General features: G+C 40.3%; 15 protein-coding genes. 3 read left to right on the forward strand and 12 right to left on the reverse strand.

Going from position 1 to position 15,995, the window contains the following annotated elements; translation table 11 throughout:
* Positions 1–134 precede the first annotated feature (134 nt).
* Positions 135–581 carry a hypothetical protein gene (locus tag E6C50_RS15730; protein ID WP_136404197.1) on the forward strand — a complete coding sequence of 149 codons (447 nt, stop codon included), beginning with the start codon at positions 135–137 and terminating at the stop codon, positions 579–581.
* A gap of 131 nt (positions 582–712) precedes the next feature.
* Positions 713–997 (forward strand): hypothetical protein, encoded by a 285-nt coding sequence (locus E6C50_RS15735; RefSeq protein WP_136404198.1) that lies wholly within the window; start codon positions 713–715, stop codon positions 995–997.
* A 72-nt stretch (positions 998–1,069) separates the two neighbouring features.
* Here E6C50_RS15735 and E6C50_RS15740 read toward each other — a convergent pair whose 3' ends face one another.
* Entirely contained in the window at positions 1,070–1,522 is a 453-nt protein-coding gene (locus E6C50_RS15740) for a GNAT family N-acetyltransferase (protein WP_136404199.1), read from the reverse strand.
* A 760-nt stretch (positions 1,523–2,282) separates the two neighbouring features.
* On the opposite strand from E6C50_RS15740, the gene E6C50_RS15745 reads away from it, so the two are divergent.
* Complete coding sequence (locus E6C50_RS15745; protein ID WP_136404200.1) at positions 2,283–2,612, forward strand: DMT family transporter; 330 nt, start codon at positions 2,283–2,285, stop codon at positions 2,610–2,612.
* A gap of 2 nt (positions 2,613–2,614) precedes the next feature.
* On the opposite strand, the gene E6C50_RS15750 is transcribed toward E6C50_RS15745, so the two are convergent.
* From E6C50_RS15750 to E6C50_RS15800, 11 genes are all read right to left on the reverse strand, one after another.
* On the reverse strand, positions 2,615–2,998 hold the full coding sequence (locus E6C50_RS15750) for a DUF3037 domain-containing protein (RefSeq protein ID WP_136404201.1): 384 nt from the start codon (positions 2,996–2,998) through the stop codon (positions 2,615–2,617).
* The gene (locus E6C50_RS15755) at positions 2,976–3,770 is read right to left on the reverse strand and encodes a HipA family kinase (protein WP_136404202.1); all 795 of its coding nucleotides are present in this window, start codon (positions 3,768–3,770) and stop codon (positions 2,976–2,978) included. The genes E6C50_RS15750 and E6C50_RS15755 overlap by 23 nt, the downstream gene beginning before the upstream one ends.
* Before the next feature lie 112 nt (positions 3,771–3,882).
* Positions 3,883–4,647, reverse strand: coding sequence for a type 1 glutamine amidotransferase domain-containing protein (locus tag E6C50_RS15760; RefSeq protein WP_230979023.1), 765 nt, complete (start codon positions 4,645–4,647; stop codon positions 3,883–3,885).
* Positions 4,648–4,650: 3 nt separating this feature from the next.
* Entirely contained in the window at positions 4,651–5,616 is a 966-nt protein-coding gene (locus tag E6C50_RS15765; RefSeq protein ID WP_136404203.1) for an aldo/keto reductase, read from the reverse strand.
* A 32-nt stretch (positions 5,617–5,648) separates the two neighbouring features.
* A complete protein-coding gene (locus E6C50_RS15770) occupies positions 5,649–6,749 on the reverse strand; it encodes an alkene reductase (protein ID WP_136404204.1) in 1,101 nt (366 codons plus the stop codon).
* A complete protein-coding gene (locus E6C50_RS15775; protein ID WP_136404205.1) occupies positions 6,739–7,725 on the reverse strand; it encodes a TIGR03571 family LLM class oxidoreductase in 987 nt (328 codons plus the stop codon). The genes E6C50_RS15770 and E6C50_RS15775 overlap by 11 nt, the downstream gene beginning before the upstream one ends.
* A 2-nt stretch (positions 7,726–7,727) precedes the next feature.
* On the reverse strand, positions 7,728–8,945 hold the full coding sequence (locus E6C50_RS15780; RefSeq protein WP_136404206.1) for an MFS transporter: 1,218 nt from the start codon (positions 8,943–8,945) through the stop codon (positions 7,728–7,730).
* A 255-nt stretch (positions 8,946–9,200) separates the two neighbouring features.
* On the reverse strand, positions 9,201–9,770 hold the full coding sequence (locus E6C50_RS15785; protein ID WP_136404207.1) for a Crp/Fnr family transcriptional regulator: 570 nt from the start codon (positions 9,768–9,770) through the stop codon (positions 9,201–9,203).
* Between the two features lie 112 nt (positions 9,771–9,882).
* Positions 9,883–13,995 carry a Dyp-type peroxidase gene (locus E6C50_RS15790; RefSeq protein WP_136404208.1) on the reverse strand — a complete coding sequence of 1,371 codons (4,113 nt, stop codon included), beginning with the start codon at positions 13,993–13,995 and terminating at the stop codon, positions 9,883–9,885.
* 238 nt (positions 13,996–14,233) lie between these two features.
* Complete coding sequence (locus tag E6C50_RS15795; RefSeq protein ID WP_317128635.1) at positions 14,234–14,935, reverse strand: LytR/AlgR family response regulator transcription factor; 702 nt, start codon at positions 14,933–14,935, stop codon at positions 14,234–14,236.
* Positions 14,932–15,945: a sensor histidine kinase gene (locus E6C50_RS15800; RefSeq protein ID WP_230979024.1), complete on the reverse strand. Its 1,014-nt coding sequence runs from the start codon at positions 15,943–15,945 to the stop codon at positions 14,932–14,934. The genes E6C50_RS15795 and E6C50_RS15800 overlap by 4 nt, the downstream gene beginning before the upstream one ends.
* Positions 15,946–15,995 lie beyond the last annotated feature (50 nt).

Here is a 15,995-nt window from a genome sequence, read left to right on the forward strand (position 1 = left end):
GGATGTGGCTTTTTTAATAAAATTCTAATAAAAAAAACGATGTAAGCTGTTAATTAAATGTGTTTTTGTTTGTAATTTTATAATTAATAGTTACTTTTTTAAGTAAAAAAGAATAATAATCTAAAATTATAAATATGAAAAAAGCAATTTATTTTGGTTTGTTAATGGTCTTTTCATTAACTGTTTTTGCTCAGGAAGCAGCTGTTAAAAAAGCTGCTAAAAAAGCCGATACCGAAACGGCTAAAACCAAAAAGAAAACAGATGAGGCTAAAACAGCCGTCAAAGACGATACGAAGGTCCTAAAAGAAAAAGCGACCAAAGCAACTGCCGATACTAAAAAGGCTGTTAAGGATGATACTAAAGCAGTAAAAGAAAAAACGACCAAAGCAACTGCTGATGTAAAAGCAGATGCTAAAAAGGCGACTACAACAGAAGCAAAAAAAGTTACTGCGGCCAAAACAACAAAAGTAGCGTCGGAAGACAAGGTAACGGGTACTTATAACGGAAAAAAAGTATACACCGGACCAAGGGGAGGGAAGTATTATATCAATGACAATGGAAATAAAACATATATAAAATAATATAAATCAGGAATATATGAAAAGTCACAAGATATTGTGGCTTTTTTAATACTTTTTTATGAAATATTTAAGGTATTTTTTTTTAATTTAGTTAATAGATGTGAGTATTTAATTAAATGAAAAAAGAACTTATGGATGCAAATTTTGAAATAGTTAGCAAAGAAGAAATAGAAACACTGAATTTTCCTGAAAAGGATGTTTTAGAGGAAGATGTATTGGCGATTAAAAGAAGAATAGAAGATCTGAATCGTGCTTTGGCACTGGGTAATCTGGAACATGGAAAAATCAAAATTTATTTTGAAGACAATGTCTCTAAAAAAGTAGTAGAGACCACTATATGGGGAGTTACAGATGAACGTATCATTTTAAAGCAAGGCGTAGTAATCCCGATACACCGGATTCATATGACAATTTAAGACGTAGAATAGTTAAAAAAGAAGTTTTAAACTTCTTTTTTTTATGGTAAAAACAGACAATTTATAAAATGCTTATAAGATAATCTTTCTCATACACAGGCTACTGGTAATACCTTCATATTGTCCAAAATTAGGTATTAAATGATAGCCCGATTTTTCATATAGACGTACAGCTTCTAAATGGTCTTTTCCGGTTTCCAGTATACATTCTGAAAAAAACAATTCAGTAGCCCATCGTTCCAGTTCTTTTAGTATTTCACCGGCAATTCCACGGCCACGGAAACTGGGATGGACATACATTCTTTTGATTTCAGTTATGTCGTCAGAATATTGTCTTAAAGCACCACAACCAACAGCTTTGTCCTCTTTGTATGCTAAAACAACGTGCTTAATTTTATCTATTTTATTAAATTGTTCAAAAAAAGAATGTTCTTGTCCATCCTTAATTTTTAATTCATGATTCAGTAAAGCAACAAGATCCTTAAAGTCCTTGTTGTTTGATGTTGTTCTTATTAAAATTGGCATAATTAAAAAATTATTTAGACAGATTTTAAAAAGAAATGGGGCTTGGTAAAGATACGAATGTTTAGTAAAAAGGAGTGAATTTTATCTGTTTACTTTACATTATTTGATTTAAAATATAAAAAAAGGTTATAAAAATAATGTTTTGTGATGTTTTTTATTTTTAACAAGGTATGAATTGAGATTATGTCCTTGAATTTTAACAATGATGTAATAAAATTATAAAAACTGTCATGATCGTTAGCGCTAATGTATTGACTGTGAAACTTTGAACTTAGTTTCATTTTTTAAAACCGAACAGTTTAAATTAGGCTTATAAATACGAACTGGAATTGAAGTTTGAAAACTGCTCGGTTTATAAAAGTATTACAATAGAAAAAAGTAAGTCCTAAAGGCGGTTTGAAAAGACAGTCAGTTTGACTAACTGTCTTACAAACCCACATAATACACTTTAGTTTAGTCCTTAAAAAAAATACTGAAATAAATTAATTGAAATCAAGGACTTACCTGATGTTGAAAAAATACTACAAAACCAAAAACATCGTAAACTAAACAGTAAGTGTATTACACAAAACAAAGTAAGGGAATTGGAACAACTTTTGCAGTATTTCTACACACGCATAGATACTCAGTTTTTTATAATAGTAATTTTGAGTGTTTTTGAGTAATATTATGATGGTTTTGCTATAAGGATAAAGTCAATTACCATGATTATAAATAAGTAGCAAACTAAAAATGTACCTTTAGGTCATAAAAAAGGAAAATGAAATACCTGTTTTTAATAATAGCTATTTTTTTTGAGGTGATAGCGACCTGTGCTTTAAAATCGTCGGAACAGTTTACCCGACTGCGGCTCAGTTTAGTGGCCGTTTTGGGGTATGCAGTGGCCTTTTATTTTTTGTCATTAACACTTAAATCAATGCCAATAGGTATTGCTTATGCTATTTGGTCGGGTTTAGGAATAGTTTTGATCTCAGGGATTGGTTACTTGGTTTATAATCAGTCACTAGATTTTCCGGCTATAATCGGGATTCTTTTTATAATTATTGGAGTACTGATTATTAATCTGTACTCCAATAGTGTGTCTCATTAATATTATAAAACCAGTTCGGTAAAAAGTCGTTCAATAGTGCGATCCAGGTTAGCACAAAAACCGGGATGGGGACGGGATGTTTGTATTACAGAACTCCTCACAGCGGTGAGCCATCGAAAACGGGAAGGAATGTCAAGTTGAGCAATCGGGCCGCCATTTTTGTCGCCCAGTGCAATTTTTTGAAACGATTCCAGATTTTGCTGTAACTGTTCAATATCCAGTTCATCTGAAAGCATAAGAAGTTTCTGTTCGTTAATGGAAAAACGAACATTAATGTATTGGGCACTTTTAGAAAAAAGAATAATGCCAACATTCAAAAATTCTTCCCGCTCAACCTTAGGCAAAACGCGGATCACAGCATATTCATATAAGTGTTTGTCTTGCATTTTGCGCTTCTTTTATAAAAATTTCAGAATTATTTTTTCGGATCAGTAAAAACTGTATATAAACTTCTTTCAGATCTTCCGGTACATCGCGGTTATCGTCCCATAACAACCATTCATCCGGGATTGTATTTACGATTTCACGGATCTTTTCCTCTGTTAAAATTTCTTTAAAGGCTTTATCAACCTGTTCCAGTTCTGTTGCTTTGGGTAATAGAACATGATCTTTGATCAATGCAAAAGGGCTTTTAGCATGATTCTCCCAATTGTTCCAGGAATGATGGAAATAAAAAGAAGCGCCGTGATCAATCAACCACAATTCTTTATGCCAAATCAGCATGTTGGTATTTCGAAAAGTCCGGTCTACATTGGTTATAAAGGCGTCCAGCCAGACAATTTGTGAGGCTAAAAGTGGGTCAACATCGGTAACAACGGGATCAAATGTAATGGCACCCGTCAGGAAGTGTAGCGCCAGATTTAATCCCTGACTCCCTTGTAGGAGATCCTGTATTTCTTCGTCAGCTTCGGTGCGGCCAAAAGCTTCATCAAGATTAGCAAAAACGATTTCCGGAACCTGAAGCCCTAAAGCGCGTGCGATTTCACCACCTAGAAGTTCTGCTATTAAGGCTTTACTGCCGTGACCAGCGCCTTTGAATTTTAGCACATATTTAAAATCATCGTCGGCCTCAGCAAGTGCAGGAAGCGAACCGCCTTCCCGCAAAGGGGTGATATAACGGGTCACCTGAACCGTACGTAAATGGAGCGTATCACTCATAAAACTTTGTTTTGTATACTGTCACAAATGTATTAAAAAGTAAAGGATTTTTTGAAGCACAAAAACCTGACAGGTTTCACAAACCTGTCAGGCTTAATATAGGGTAATCCGATTATAATTTTTTCAATTCGGCTAAAACTGTTTTTCCGACAGCTTCGGCAGAGGCCGGATTTTGACCGGTAACCAAACGTTGATCTGCTACGACATGCGATTGCCAGTTACCCGTTTTTTCAAACTTCGCACCACGCGCTTTTAATTGATCTTCCAACATAAAAGGGACTACTTTTTCCAATCCAACGGCAATTTCTTCTTCATTGGTAAAGCCATTTACTTTTTTGCCATCGATTAAATAGTTCCCATTGCTCAGTTTGATGTTAACCAAACCGGCCGGTCCGTGGCAAACAGCACTGACAATTCCGTTATTTTCATAGATTTTGGTTGCAATAGCAGCAATTTCTTTATTTTCGGGTAAATCCCACATTGCACCGTGACCACCTGCATAGTGTATCGCTATATAGTCTTTAGGATTAACTTCTGAAGGTTTCATCGTGTTTTCCACTTTTGCATGGTACATTTTGTCATCCCAGAATTTTTTATTGATCGGATCTTTTAAATCAAATCCATCCACCGGAGCTTTGCCACCTTTTGGGCTAACAAAGTCGATTTCATAACCGGCGTTGTGTAATACTTCCCACGGATGCGACACTTCGCTAAGGAAATACCCGGTAGGTTGTCCGGTGTTGCCTTTTTGATCATGGCTGGTTACCACAAATAAGATTTTCTTTTTCATCGTTCCTGTTTTTTTTGTTTGCGCTACAATATTTAGACTGCTGAAAAGCAATGTCAGACTGGTTACTACCGTTAAAAATTTTCTCATTATTTATAAAATATGAAGTTGGTTTGTAATAAAAGTTAGTTCTTCGGGGGTTAATTCAAAATGCAGTGCCTGTGCATTTGAAATGGCTTGTTCGGCATTCCGCGCACCGGCAAGTACTGCAGTAATTCCCGGTTGCTGTACCGTCCAGCGTAATACCAACTGCGCCAGTGTGCTATTTTTTGCATCGGCAATAGGTTGAATGTTCTGTAAAAATTGTTGCACTTTTTTCAGATCATACTGACTGAAATATCCGTTACGGTGATCATCTTCTGTTAGTTTTCCACCTGTAAAGTATTTTCCGGTCAGTAAACCGCGTTCCATCGGGCTATATGCAATGATACCAATATTTTGATCAATACTGTAAGGTACCAAGTCCTTTTCGATAGTACGGTTTAGCATACTATAGGCCACCTGGTTGGAAGCTAAAGGTACGCTTTTTTGTGCTTCTTCCAGTTGAGAAACGGTATAATTGGAAACCCCTGCCGCTTTGATCTTTCCTTTTTGGATCAGTATTTCCATCGCTTCCATGGTTTCAGATATCGGTGTAGTACTATCCGGCCAGTGCAATTGCAGTAAGTCGATATAATCGGTTCCCAAACGTTGCAGACTTTCTTCCACTTCTTTGATTATATTGGCTTTTGAAGCGTATTTATAAATGGATTGACCATCAGCTTCAAAGAAAAATTCTCCGTTTCCATTATTGCTTCCGTCCCAAACCAGACCGAATTTTGTCAATATCTGAATTGTACTGCGATCCCGGCCTTTGATGGCTTCCCCAATCAGGGATTCACTCAGACCAAAACCATAAAACGGAGCGGTGTCGATACTGGTCACACCATTGTCAATTGAAGCTTGTATGGCTGCAATGGAGTCTTTTTTTTCATTTCCGCCCCACATCGTACCACCAATTGCAAAAGCACCCAGGGTGATAGGGGACACTTCGAGAGAAGAATTTCCTAATGTTCTCATATTGTATAATTGTTATGTAAGTGTATTTGTTGTTATTGATAAAAAGGATAATCGGTATAACCAGTAACACCACCTCCAAAAAAGAACTCGCGTTTCGGTTCGTTAAGCGGTAAATTGTTTTCCAATCGGTAGGGAAGATCCGGGTTAGCGATAAAGGGTCTGCCGAAACCTATCAGATCCGTCCAGCCTTGCTTTAAGGCTTCTTCGGCCCGGGTTTTGGTATATTTCCCGGAATAAATCAGGGTTCCGGTAAAATTGGCCCGGATACTTTCTTTAAACGAACGTTCCATCACCGGCGCATCCTCCCAATCGGCTTCGGCGATATGAATATAGGCTACTTTCAGACGATCTAAAAGTTTAATAGCTTCAGTATAGGTTTCCACGGGGTTATCGTCAATGGTACCTTGTAGTGTGGTTAATGGCGCCAAACGAACGCCAACTTTTTCATTACCGATTGCATCCGAAATGGCCTGAACAACCTCTTTTAAAAATCGCAGTCGGTTTTCAAGAGAACCACCATACGTATCGGTTCGGTTGTTGGCCTGTGAGTCGATAAACTGGTTGATCAGATAACCATTGGCCGCATGGAGTTCGATACCGTCAAATCCGGCTGCCATTGCATTTTGAGCCGCTTTGGCATAATCGGATATAATTTCCCGAATTTCCGTTTGGGTAAGTGCTCTTGGTTTGGAGTGTTGTACCATTTCGCCAACGCCATGTTCCGGCCCGCGATTTTCCACATCGACAAACACTTTTACGCCATCCGCTACCAGTTCACTGGAGGAAACCGGTGCTTCATTATTTTTTTGTAAGGCAATATGAGACACCCGTCCAACATGCCATAACTGTGCGAAAATAATTCCGTTTTTACGATGTACGGCATCGGTAGTCCGTTTCCATCCGGCAATCTGCTCCGGAGTATAAATTCCGGGTGTCCAGGCGTATCCCTGTCCTTGTTGACTAATCTGAGTTCCTTCAGAAATGATAAGTCCGGCGGAACTTCGCTGTTCGTAATATTCGGCCATAAGTGGAGTGGCTACTTCGCCTTTGGCAGCACGGGAACGGGTCATTGGTGGCATTACAATACGGTTTTGTAATTCGATGTTTCCGAGGGTATGTTTTTTAAATAGCATAATCGTGTTCTTTATAATTAAAATGAGGTAAAATAGTTGTGGCAATACGTTCGATTGTTTCTTTAACCGGCGTTTCCGATTTTCGAAGATGCAAGGCCATATGATTCACGCCAACTTCTTCGTAGGCTTTGAGTAACGGTAGCAACCCATTGATTCCTACCGCTCCGCCAAAACGATGGGGACGGAATGGCGCATTGTCATCGAGCAAAAGATTGAGATGGAAAGCTGTGATATACGGTTTGGAAGCCTGATTGTTGTCGTAAAGCACATTCCGCCAGTCGATAATCTGCTTTGCGGTTTCGGCTAACGGACGCGGATAATTAAACCAACCCTGCATATTTTGGCCAATCCAGTCCATACTTTGTTGTGCACGTCCGGCAATAATCCACGGAATCGGATTTTCCGGTTTTGGAAATACCTGGATGTTTTTATCCAGATTTTCATAATACTGACCAAGTCCGCTTTGCGTTTTCCAGGCTTCTTCGATTATAGCATGGTTGTGACGGAAACGTTCGGCCCGGGTTTCAAAATCATATCCGAACAATGGAAACTCCACTGGACGATCGCCAAGGCCGACACCAAACAGAAACCGACTTCCGGATAAATTTTCGATAGACGCAACCGCTTTGGCCAGTTGTAACGGATCGTGTAGCGGTAAGACGATAGCAGCGGTTCCAAGGATAATGGATTTGGTGATTCCGGCGATATAACCCAGATAAGCTATTGTATCAAAAAGTTGGGCACCATCGCCAAAACCAGGATCGTATACCGGAACTTCGCGCATCCAAAGCGCAGAATAACCCAGTTGATCCGCTAATTGAATGTATTCCGTATGCCGACTGATATCCGGAATACCAAACGGACGTCCGGAAACGTTGCGTTTTTTCTCACCTTCCAGCGACCAGTCGTTATCGAGCGGAAATTCCAATCCGATGGTCATTTTTCCGGGAATATGGATGTTACAAATCGTTTCCATAATCAATTGTTTTTTTCGCGTTTATAACTGATAAGTGTTACTAAAAATCCGATGGCAACCAATACCGCACCAACCCAGGGAGTGGATTGAATACCGAGTGACGATTCGACTACATGTCCACCGATAATGGCACCGATAGCGATACCTACATTAAAAGCCGCAATATTCAGTGCTGAAGCGACATCTTCGGTTCCCGGCAGGTATTTTTCAGCCATTTGCACCACGTAAAGTTGTAAGCCGGGAACATTCGAAAAGGCCAGAATGCCCATCGCAAACAAGGTGATTACGGCAGCTATCTGATGAAAGACAGTAAAAGATAAAACCAATAATACCAAGGCTTGTAGTACAAACATGATCATCAGTGCTTTAATCGGTTTTTGATTGGCTACTTTTCCGCCGATCACGTTTCCTAAGGCAATTGCAATTCCGTAGATCAGTAGTAACAAGCTGGTTGCATCGGCCGAAAAACCGGAAATGTTTTCCAATAGCGGTGCCATATAGGTAAAGCTTACAAAAGTTCCGCCGTAGCCCAAAGCAGTAATCGCTAAGACCAATAGTATCGATGGGTTTTTAAGCACCTTTAACTGATCCTTTAATTGTAAAGGTTTGCTTTTCTGTAGGGTATCCGGAATTAAAAGACTACTGGCGATAAGCCCGATGATTCCCAAAGCTGCTACTCCGATAAAAGTCGCACGCCATCCGAAATGTTGTCCGATATAGGTTCCTAAAGGAACACCGGTAACGATGGCTACGGTTAATCCGGCAAACATAATCGCGATCGCACTGGCGCGTTTGTCTTCGGGAACCAGGCTTGCGGCTATAGTTGCTCCGATCGAAAAGAAAACACCGTGTGCAAATCCGGTTAGGATTCGGGCGAGGACTAATGTGATAAAAGAAGGCGCAATGGAAGCCAGTCCATTACCAATAATAAAAAGTACCATAACGCCTAACAATAATTTTTTGCGATCGATACGACTGGTTAAGGCCGTTAATATAGGTGCTCCTACGGCTACACCCAAAGCATAAAGACTTACGAGCAGGCCGGCGGAGGAAATAGACGTTTTTAAATCGTTGGCAACAGTGGGTAAGAGACCGACGATTACAAATTCGGTAGTACCAATACCAAAGGCACTGATGGTTAAGGCCCATAAAGCGGCCGGAAGTTTTTTAGATTTCGAAGGTGCTGTGATAGCAGCGGTATTGTTTTGAATTGTTTTCATAGGTTTGGGTTACCGCAAACGGGTAACAGGTGATTTATTACTATTATGTTTGATCCTATACATCCGGTTTAAAACCGGGCATAAAACGATCGGAACTAATAATAATTAGTACACAGTAACTTGTAAAAACATCGGGTAAAACAACTTGGAACGGTCATATTTGTAGTGTCTTAAGGAACAGTACAAATGTCCGAATAGGGGAAACGCCAGGCGAGGAGTTAGGTCACCGTTTTTTTGTGAGGTAGATCACACTGTTTAGCTTTTAAGTCGGCTTAGGGTTTCGCGGGTTACGCCCAAATAGGAGGCCAGTAGTTTTTTAGGAACGCGCTGAATGAGTCGGGGTAATTTTTTGATCAGGTTATTATACCGTTCCTCTGCGGTTTCCGTTAGCAATGACATAATACGTTGTTGCAGCGCGATATAGCCATAATTGGCTTTGATTCTGAAAAAATTCGCCATCGCTGGAATCTCATGACAGATTTTTTCCCGGTCTTCCAGTTTCAGACAAAAAAATTCCGAATCTTCGATACAATCCATATACATACAGGCGGGAACCTGATTTTGAAAGGCGTGAAAATCGCTGGTCCAGTATTCTTCCATGGCAAATTGCAGGATATGTTCCTTTCCATCGCAATCGATCGCATAGGTTTTTACCAGGCCTTTAATGATCCAGAATTCGCAGGGAACCATTTCGCCTTTTTGAACCAGAAACTGATGTTTGCGTAGTTTTCGAATTGTAAAATGTTGAGCTACATAGTCCCATTCGCTATCCGAAAGCGGACAAATGGAAGCGATATGCTGGCGTAAAAGGTCGTATTGGGTCATACTAAGGCAATTGTACTACAAAAATAATAGATTTCTGCAGACGATAAACCACTTTAAAATAAAACACCCCGGAATTTTCCGAGGTGTTTTTCCCAAATTTTAATATAGAACGTTATTCGTCTTGTTCTACTTCTTCTATTTGTTGATGGAAAGGGCAACCCTTTGCCATTTTTTTCTCTTTTTGAACCTCTACAGGTGTCGAAACCGGTCGGCGACGGTGCTGATCCTGAATAGTAGGGAATACCGAAGTAAAGAAGTTTGTCCAACCTCCGGTACGTACGCGAAGCAGGTCGTATTGTTCCGGCGAGCCTACTGCATCGGCAAAGGTATCCGGATTAGCAACGGTAATGGTCAAAATGTTAGACGATTGTCCGTTGGCAAATTGTTGCATCACCTGAATCAGTTTTTCGGCCGGGAAGTCTTCATCGATATTATAATCGGTAGGAGCACCATCGCACATCAACTCGGCACCGATACCGTCAAAACCGGCAAGGGATTCTTCGAACCCGGCATATTGATGTTCGATTGGTAAATCGGCAGGGCTAGGCATAGCACTCATATCGGAAGCAACGGTAGTTCCCAGACGACGACCATCGGCACTGGCTCCGTTCCAGGCACCCATTTCCACGTGGTTTTCGAAAGTTCCGACACCCGGCTGAATTTGAAGTCCGAAAGGAAACTCTTCCGTTCCATATCGGGTTGCCATATTTTTCATGGTTTCATACAATTGCGGCCAAGGTTCGGTAAAAGTTGCAATCGATCGACGGGCAATACCCGCTACAATCTCATTTCCAAAGGCATCTATATCGGGATTCCCTCGTCCGTAACGCGGTTGTGCCAGAGCGATTTCTCTCAGACGTTTAAAACGATCGGAACGAGACGCAATGCGCGATTCTCCGGCCAGATCACTAATAAACGGTTCGGTCATTTTATAACCCCAGTCACAGCACAAACATTCCAGTAATTCCGGTAATGTAGTAACCGCATTTTTATCATCAAAAACCATTGTTTTAATTGCATATAGCGAATTAATCGCTGCACTTAACGAGATGTAACAAGGCCCGTAAATATTGTATTTGGTTCCGCCGCTATAAAAATCAAGTCCTCTGGCAAGACAGTCATCCATCAGAACGTTAAGAATAGGAGATGGACAAAATTTGGTATTCGCGCCATATCCCATTAATTGACCGTTAAAAGCTTTACGGTTGAGCCATTCGAAATGTTGGAAGTAAATGTCCACCAGTTCCTGAAACGATTTGATTTGATCTGCCGGTTTGGAATTTAACGAAACTACCTGACCAAATAAATAGGATTCTCCGGCCGATGAATACGTACGTCCCTGGTTTAGCGCGCATTCCAACGGTTGTAAGGTAGAAAATCCACCCAGTGAAAACCAGTTTTCACCCGGGAATTGCGGTTCGTAGCAGCCATCGCAGGCATAATTCTGAGCCGATTCCACGGTTACATTCGAGTTCCATTTTTTGGTTTCGCTTCCCAATTTACCGCCAACGCCATCACCGCTGTGATGAAGTCCTTTAATTATTTTTTCGTCATTTAAAAGAATCGGATGCGCCCCACCGGAAAGCAGCGCGTGAGCAGCATCTTCCAGGATTTCTCTTGGCATATCTTTACGGGTTCGTAACGATAAACAAGGTGCATTAAGTGGTAATCGTCCGGAAGCGTGTATAAACAATCGCGTCATATGGTTATAAGCCGGTTCTGTTTCTTCAAAAACAGGATTGCCATTGACTTTAGTACCGCCAACGGTAATTTGCTGAATCCATTGTCCCAAAGAAGCACCTTGCGGATACGGCCCGGAAGCCCCCCCCATAGCCAGATTTCCAAACGGCTGATGGTCTTCCATAAAAATACGGTTCTGCTGTATCTTCTCGTCCAGTTTAATATAGAACGCATCGATAACTTCCTGTGCTTCGGCTTTTTCGGCCTCGTTACTACTGTCGTAATAAGGCTGTAAAAGCTGGTCCATACGACCAATAGCGGTTGGTTCGCCGTTGAGGTGTAAACAAGTGTGTAGGGTAAAGATAAACTGCACTGCTTCAATTAGTGAGTCTGGTTTTTCGGTAGCTAATTTGGTCATCCGATAAGCAATCGATTCCAGATTTTCCCTTTCCCAGGCTTGTCCGGGATTGTTTTTCATGCTGGCAGCCATTTCGCGCGCCAGTTGGGCATAATTCAAACAATATTCTGAAATTCCTTGTAAAGACAGATAAGCCGATTGGTATAATTCTTTTTTCTCCTTATATGTTTTTGCTTTAGCGGCTTTTTCCTCATCCGTTTTTCCCTTATCTTTAGTGTATTCTTCGGTGATTTTCTTTTCGTACTCCAATATATCCTCCATCAAGGTTTTTAAACCTTTTTTCAGGGCTTTTTCATAATTCGGAATTACGTGTCCCACACCGGAAGCCTCGCTCAGATTGGCCAGGAAGCCATCCAGACGTTCGGATTCCGATAAATAACGCATCACATAACGGCCTTCCCCTAACGATAGATTCGGCATGGCACCTACGATAATTTCCTCCGGAGAAATGCGAAACGTATCTGAACCGTAAACAATTTCGCCTTCTCTTTCACGGAACGAAGAGTAGGGAACCAGCGTACCATCTTTAAGTCGGATCTTACGTCCTCTAAAACCATAATCGGGTGAACTGAATAATTGCAAACTTAAACGGATCGCCCAACCTTTACGAATCATAATGGATTCGTCCATAATATTGGCCGGTTTATCGCTTCCGTTGTAGCGATCAATATAAAAACGAATATCCTCTTTAATTTCTTCCTGTTTCCGGTTAAAGTACCAGTTATCCTGCCAAAGGGAGAAAATGTTTTCCAGAAGGCTTAAAATACGATTTGTCGGTATTGAAAAGTAACGATCTTCCGGCAGCCCGATTCGGGTCGACATGGTAAACAGGAAATTCTGATGGTTGTAATACATCAGTCCGTTTTTAGAAGCGTTTTGGTAATGACGATCCAGACGTGTCCAGTCGACACCTGGGAAACGCGACCAGTCTTTCTCTGTAGCAAAAGAGAAGTCATTTCGGTATTTTTTAGCTACTTCCTCGTCATCTAATCCCAGATCCTGGATACTTGGAATATAGAAAACGCCACCCAGATCCGATCGCAGGTGATTAAACAAACGGTCGTTCATAAAACCACTGTCGGGTCCGATCTGGTTACTCATGATATTTTCCAGAATTCCTACTTCTTTACTAAACCCGGCGAAATAGATTCCTTCCTCGTCCGATAACGTAATTGATTTTGGTGTACGGAATCCGGAATTGCCGTGTTGCTGGTGTTTAGCTCTTCCAAACGGAAGTCCAAGGCGTAATACCGGCGTGGTATTGCCATTCGCATCCTGAATTCTGGCTGATTTGATATGCGAACGCGAATCGCGGTCGGGAATAATAGTATCGTTGGTTTTACGGCCAATAAGGTCTTCAATTTGATCTTCGGTCATCATATTGATCTGATTCCAGTTGATCAGGAAGCGTTGTGCCAATACAAAAGACCCTCCAAAATGCGTCATATCGTCGCAACCGATTAGCGTATGTTTTGCGATAGAAATCGGATCGGAAGGATTGTTGAGGTTCTCGGAGAAACGACAACCCAGTACTTTGCCGCGATGGCCGTCTGCTTCGTTCGATTTGGAAGCGGCTTCCTGTGAATAATGTTCTTCTGTAATACTGTCTAAAGCCTTTATTAATAAGGAATTCACAATTTCACAAGCTTCTTTACTGTCACTCTTAATGTGAAACCAAAGATCGCCATTAGAATCTACAAAGGCGCCGTTTGAGGCCCGGAATACTTTCGATACATAAGGATCATTATGTTCCGGAAATTGTAACGTCATTCCTTTAGGATGTGGTATGCCTTCTTCGTCACAGATTTTAGCCCAGTTTTCAAATGAAACCCCCAGAATAACAGACGTATTACGATCTTTCAGATCTTCGTGAGTGTTAATTTTCGATCGGATCTCTGCCATTACTTTAGCGAACTGTGTTTTATACTCCACCAGCTTTTTACTGTCTGGTTGTTTGTTGGCTTGCCAATTACCTCTTTTTTGGAACCAAAAAGTGGTAAAAATGGCAAAGGGCGACGGGTATACCAATCCTCTTTGACAGTGTTTCCACACTTCGGTAAACCGATTTTCAAAGTTAAGAGAGCTCCCGTTGTTAGACGGGATGTCAGACTTGAGTGTTTTTTCCATGTGAGTTGTTTGTTAGTTACTGTTTGAAAATGTTTGCTGTGATTGTTTTGTTTCCTTTACAGATACAAAGAGTTACCTTCTATAACAATCTGGATGTTATGAAGTTACAATTGAAAAAAAACAGAAGATTTATAGTGGGAAATCGATCTGTATCAAAAATAGTGAAAGGAAAGCAACAGCTTATACGTACAAACACCTGTTTTTAGAGAGGAAAGAGGAAAGAGGAAAGAGGAAAGAATTACGATAGTGGACGTAAACGCTCATTAAGTTCGCGACGGAAGGTAATTCCTAATGGGATTTTTTCTTCGTTGATCACTATATGTTCTTTTTCGTGAGCGTCGATTTTATGAATGGCAATGATATACGATTTGTGTACCCGCATAAACTTGTCCGACGGCAATTCCTGTACCAATTGATTCGTAGTCATTGCGGTTACAAAGGTTTTGGCCTTAGTAAAAATCTTAACGTAATTCCCGTAACTCTGAACATATAGAATATCATCCAGTCGGATATCGATGTTTTTACCGTTTACCTTTACGTTGAGAGAAACCGGAATAGCCGTTTCTTTTTCGATAAATTGTACCGAAAGATAGCGCTCGATCGACTTTAGAAAACGTGGAAAATAGATTGGTTTTAACAAATAGTCGATCACACCGTATTCGTAGCTTTCGAGTGCAAATTCCGAATAGGCGGTTGTTAATATGGTTTTTGGTGGGTTTTTTAGCGTTTGCAACAATTCCAATCCGGTGATTTCCGGCATGTCAATATCCAGAAACATCAGATCCACCACGTTTTCCCGTAAATACTGCAAAGCCTCAATACCGTTATAGCATTGCGCAGCGAGTTCCAACTGCGGATTTTGGCGGATATAATTTGTTAGTACATAATGCGCGGCCGGTTCATCATCGACAATAATGCATTTTTTTGGAGTGATCATCATAATAAATCCATTTCGAGTAACACACGGTATTGTTTGGCTTCCTGCTGTATTTCCAGGTTGTGTTTTTTGGGATAAAGAATGCGCAGTCGTTCCGTTGCATTGCGCAATCCGATTTTGGTGGAAACGATTTTCCGTTTTTTATCCGGAATCGAATTTAAGGTTTCCAGACGTAATTTACCATTATTTACCGAAAGATTGATCTTTACAAAGCAATTTTCGATCGCACAGGTACCGTGTTTAAAGGTGTTTTCCACAAAAGGAATCAACAACATCGGTGCGATCATATAGTTGGAATCGGCATCGGTTTTATAGTCAAACTCAATTTCACAGCGATACCCTACGCGTTCTTTTTCCAGTTCGATATAGCTGGAGATAAAGTCGATCTCATCTTCGAGCGAAACATATTCTTTTTGTGAATTTTCCACCTGATACCGGAGCAATTGGGAAACCCGCATGATCATATCGGAAGTCCGTTCCGGATATTGCAGACTAATACCGTAGAGCGTATTAAACGTATTAAACAGAAAATGCGGATTTAATTGTCCTTTTAGCGCATTTAACTGGATTTGATTGTAGAGTAATTCTTTGTTGGTTTTTTTCTTCTGATCGCGGTAATGTTCGATTAGCTGGATACTTCCCAAGATGCAAATTAAGGTACCGACCAAGGTTCCCAATTGGAAGTGATAGGTCTTTTGCATGGAGGTTTTATATAGGAAGCAATTCTTATAAATGACTTCAATTGCTACTTCATGTAATATTACTGAAAATACTAATATTAATATAATTGAAAATAGAATATAGGTTAGTGGTTGGTGTTTTTTAAGTAGAATAGGCAGTAGAAAAAAGCGGTTGATCTGGGCATGACCGTATAGGAGTAAAAAATATACGATACCCATCCAAAAGCCTTTCCAGCTTAAAATTAAAATCCAGTCGTTTAATGTGAAAAGAACAAACGAAAAGACAAGAATTGCGAATTCCTGAAGCCATTTGTTCTCTAAGATCTTCCTCATATTCATTTCAGATTATAGCATACAAAATACGTATAAAAAAACGAATAAAC

Origin of the sequence: Flavobacterium supellecticarium, from assembly GCF_004801375.1 — a bacterium.
GTDB lineage: Bacteria > Bacteroidota > Bacteroidia > Flavobacteriales > Flavobacteriaceae > Flavobacterium > Flavobacterium supellecticarium.

Excerpts from the sequence above, each read along its gene's own strand:
- E6C50_RS15790 (WP_136404208.1), bottom strand. The coding sequence starts at position 13,995 with ATGGAAAAAACACTCAAGTCTGACATCCCGTCTAACAACGGGAGCTCT.
- E6C50_RS15750 (WP_136404201.1), bottom strand. The coding sequence starts at position 2,998 with ATGCAAGACAAACACTTATATGAATATGCTGTGATCCGCGTTTTGCCT.
- E6C50_RS15745 (WP_136404200.1), top strand. The coding sequence starts at position 2,283 with ATGAAATACCTGTTTTTAATAATAGCTATTTTTTTTGAGGTGATAGCG.
- E6C50_RS15770 (WP_136404204.1), bottom strand. The coding sequence starts at position 6,749 with ATGCTATTTAAAAAACATACCCTCGGAAACATCGAATTACAAAACCGT.
- E6C50_RS15785 (WP_136404207.1), bottom strand. The coding sequence starts at position 9,770 with ATGACCCAATACGACCTTTTACGCCAGCATATCGCTTCCATTTGTCCG.
- E6C50_RS15765 (WP_136404203.1), bottom strand. The coding sequence starts at position 5,616 with ATGAGAACATTAGGAAATTCTTCTCTCGAAGTGTCCCCTATCACCCTG.
- E6C50_RS15740 (WP_136404199.1), bottom strand. The coding sequence starts at position 1,522 with ATGCCAATTTTAATAAGAACAACATCAAACAACAAGGACTTTAAGGAT.
- E6C50_RS15735 (WP_136404198.1), top strand. The coding sequence starts at position 713 with ATGGATGCAAATTTTGAAATAGTTAGCAAAGAAGAAATAGAAACACTG.
- E6C50_RS15755 (WP_136404202.1), bottom strand. The coding sequence starts at position 3,770 with ATGAGTGATACGCTCCATTTACGTACGGTTCAGGTGACCCGTTATATC.
- E6C50_RS15760 (WP_230979023.1), bottom strand. The coding sequence starts at position 4,647 with ATGAGAAAATTTTTAACGGTAGTAACCAGTCTGACATTGCTTTTCAGC.
- E6C50_RS15780 (WP_136404206.1), bottom strand. The coding sequence starts at position 8,945 with ATGAAAACAATTCAAAACAATACCGCTGCTATCACAGCACCTTCGAAA.
- E6C50_RS15800 (WP_230979024.1), bottom strand. The coding sequence starts at position 15,945 with ATGAGGAAGATCTTAGAGAACAAATGGCTTCAGGAATTCGCAATTCTT.
- E6C50_RS15795 (WP_317128635.1), bottom strand. The coding sequence starts at position 14,935 with ATGATGATCACTCCAAAAAAATGCATTATTGTCGATGATGAACCGGCC.
- E6C50_RS15730 (WP_136404197.1), top strand. The coding sequence starts at position 135 with ATGAAAAAAGCAATTTATTTTGGTTTGTTAATGGTCTTTTCATTAACT.
- E6C50_RS15775 (WP_136404205.1), bottom strand. The coding sequence starts at position 7,725 with ATGGAAACGATTTGTAACATCCATATTCCCGGAAAAATGACCATCGGA.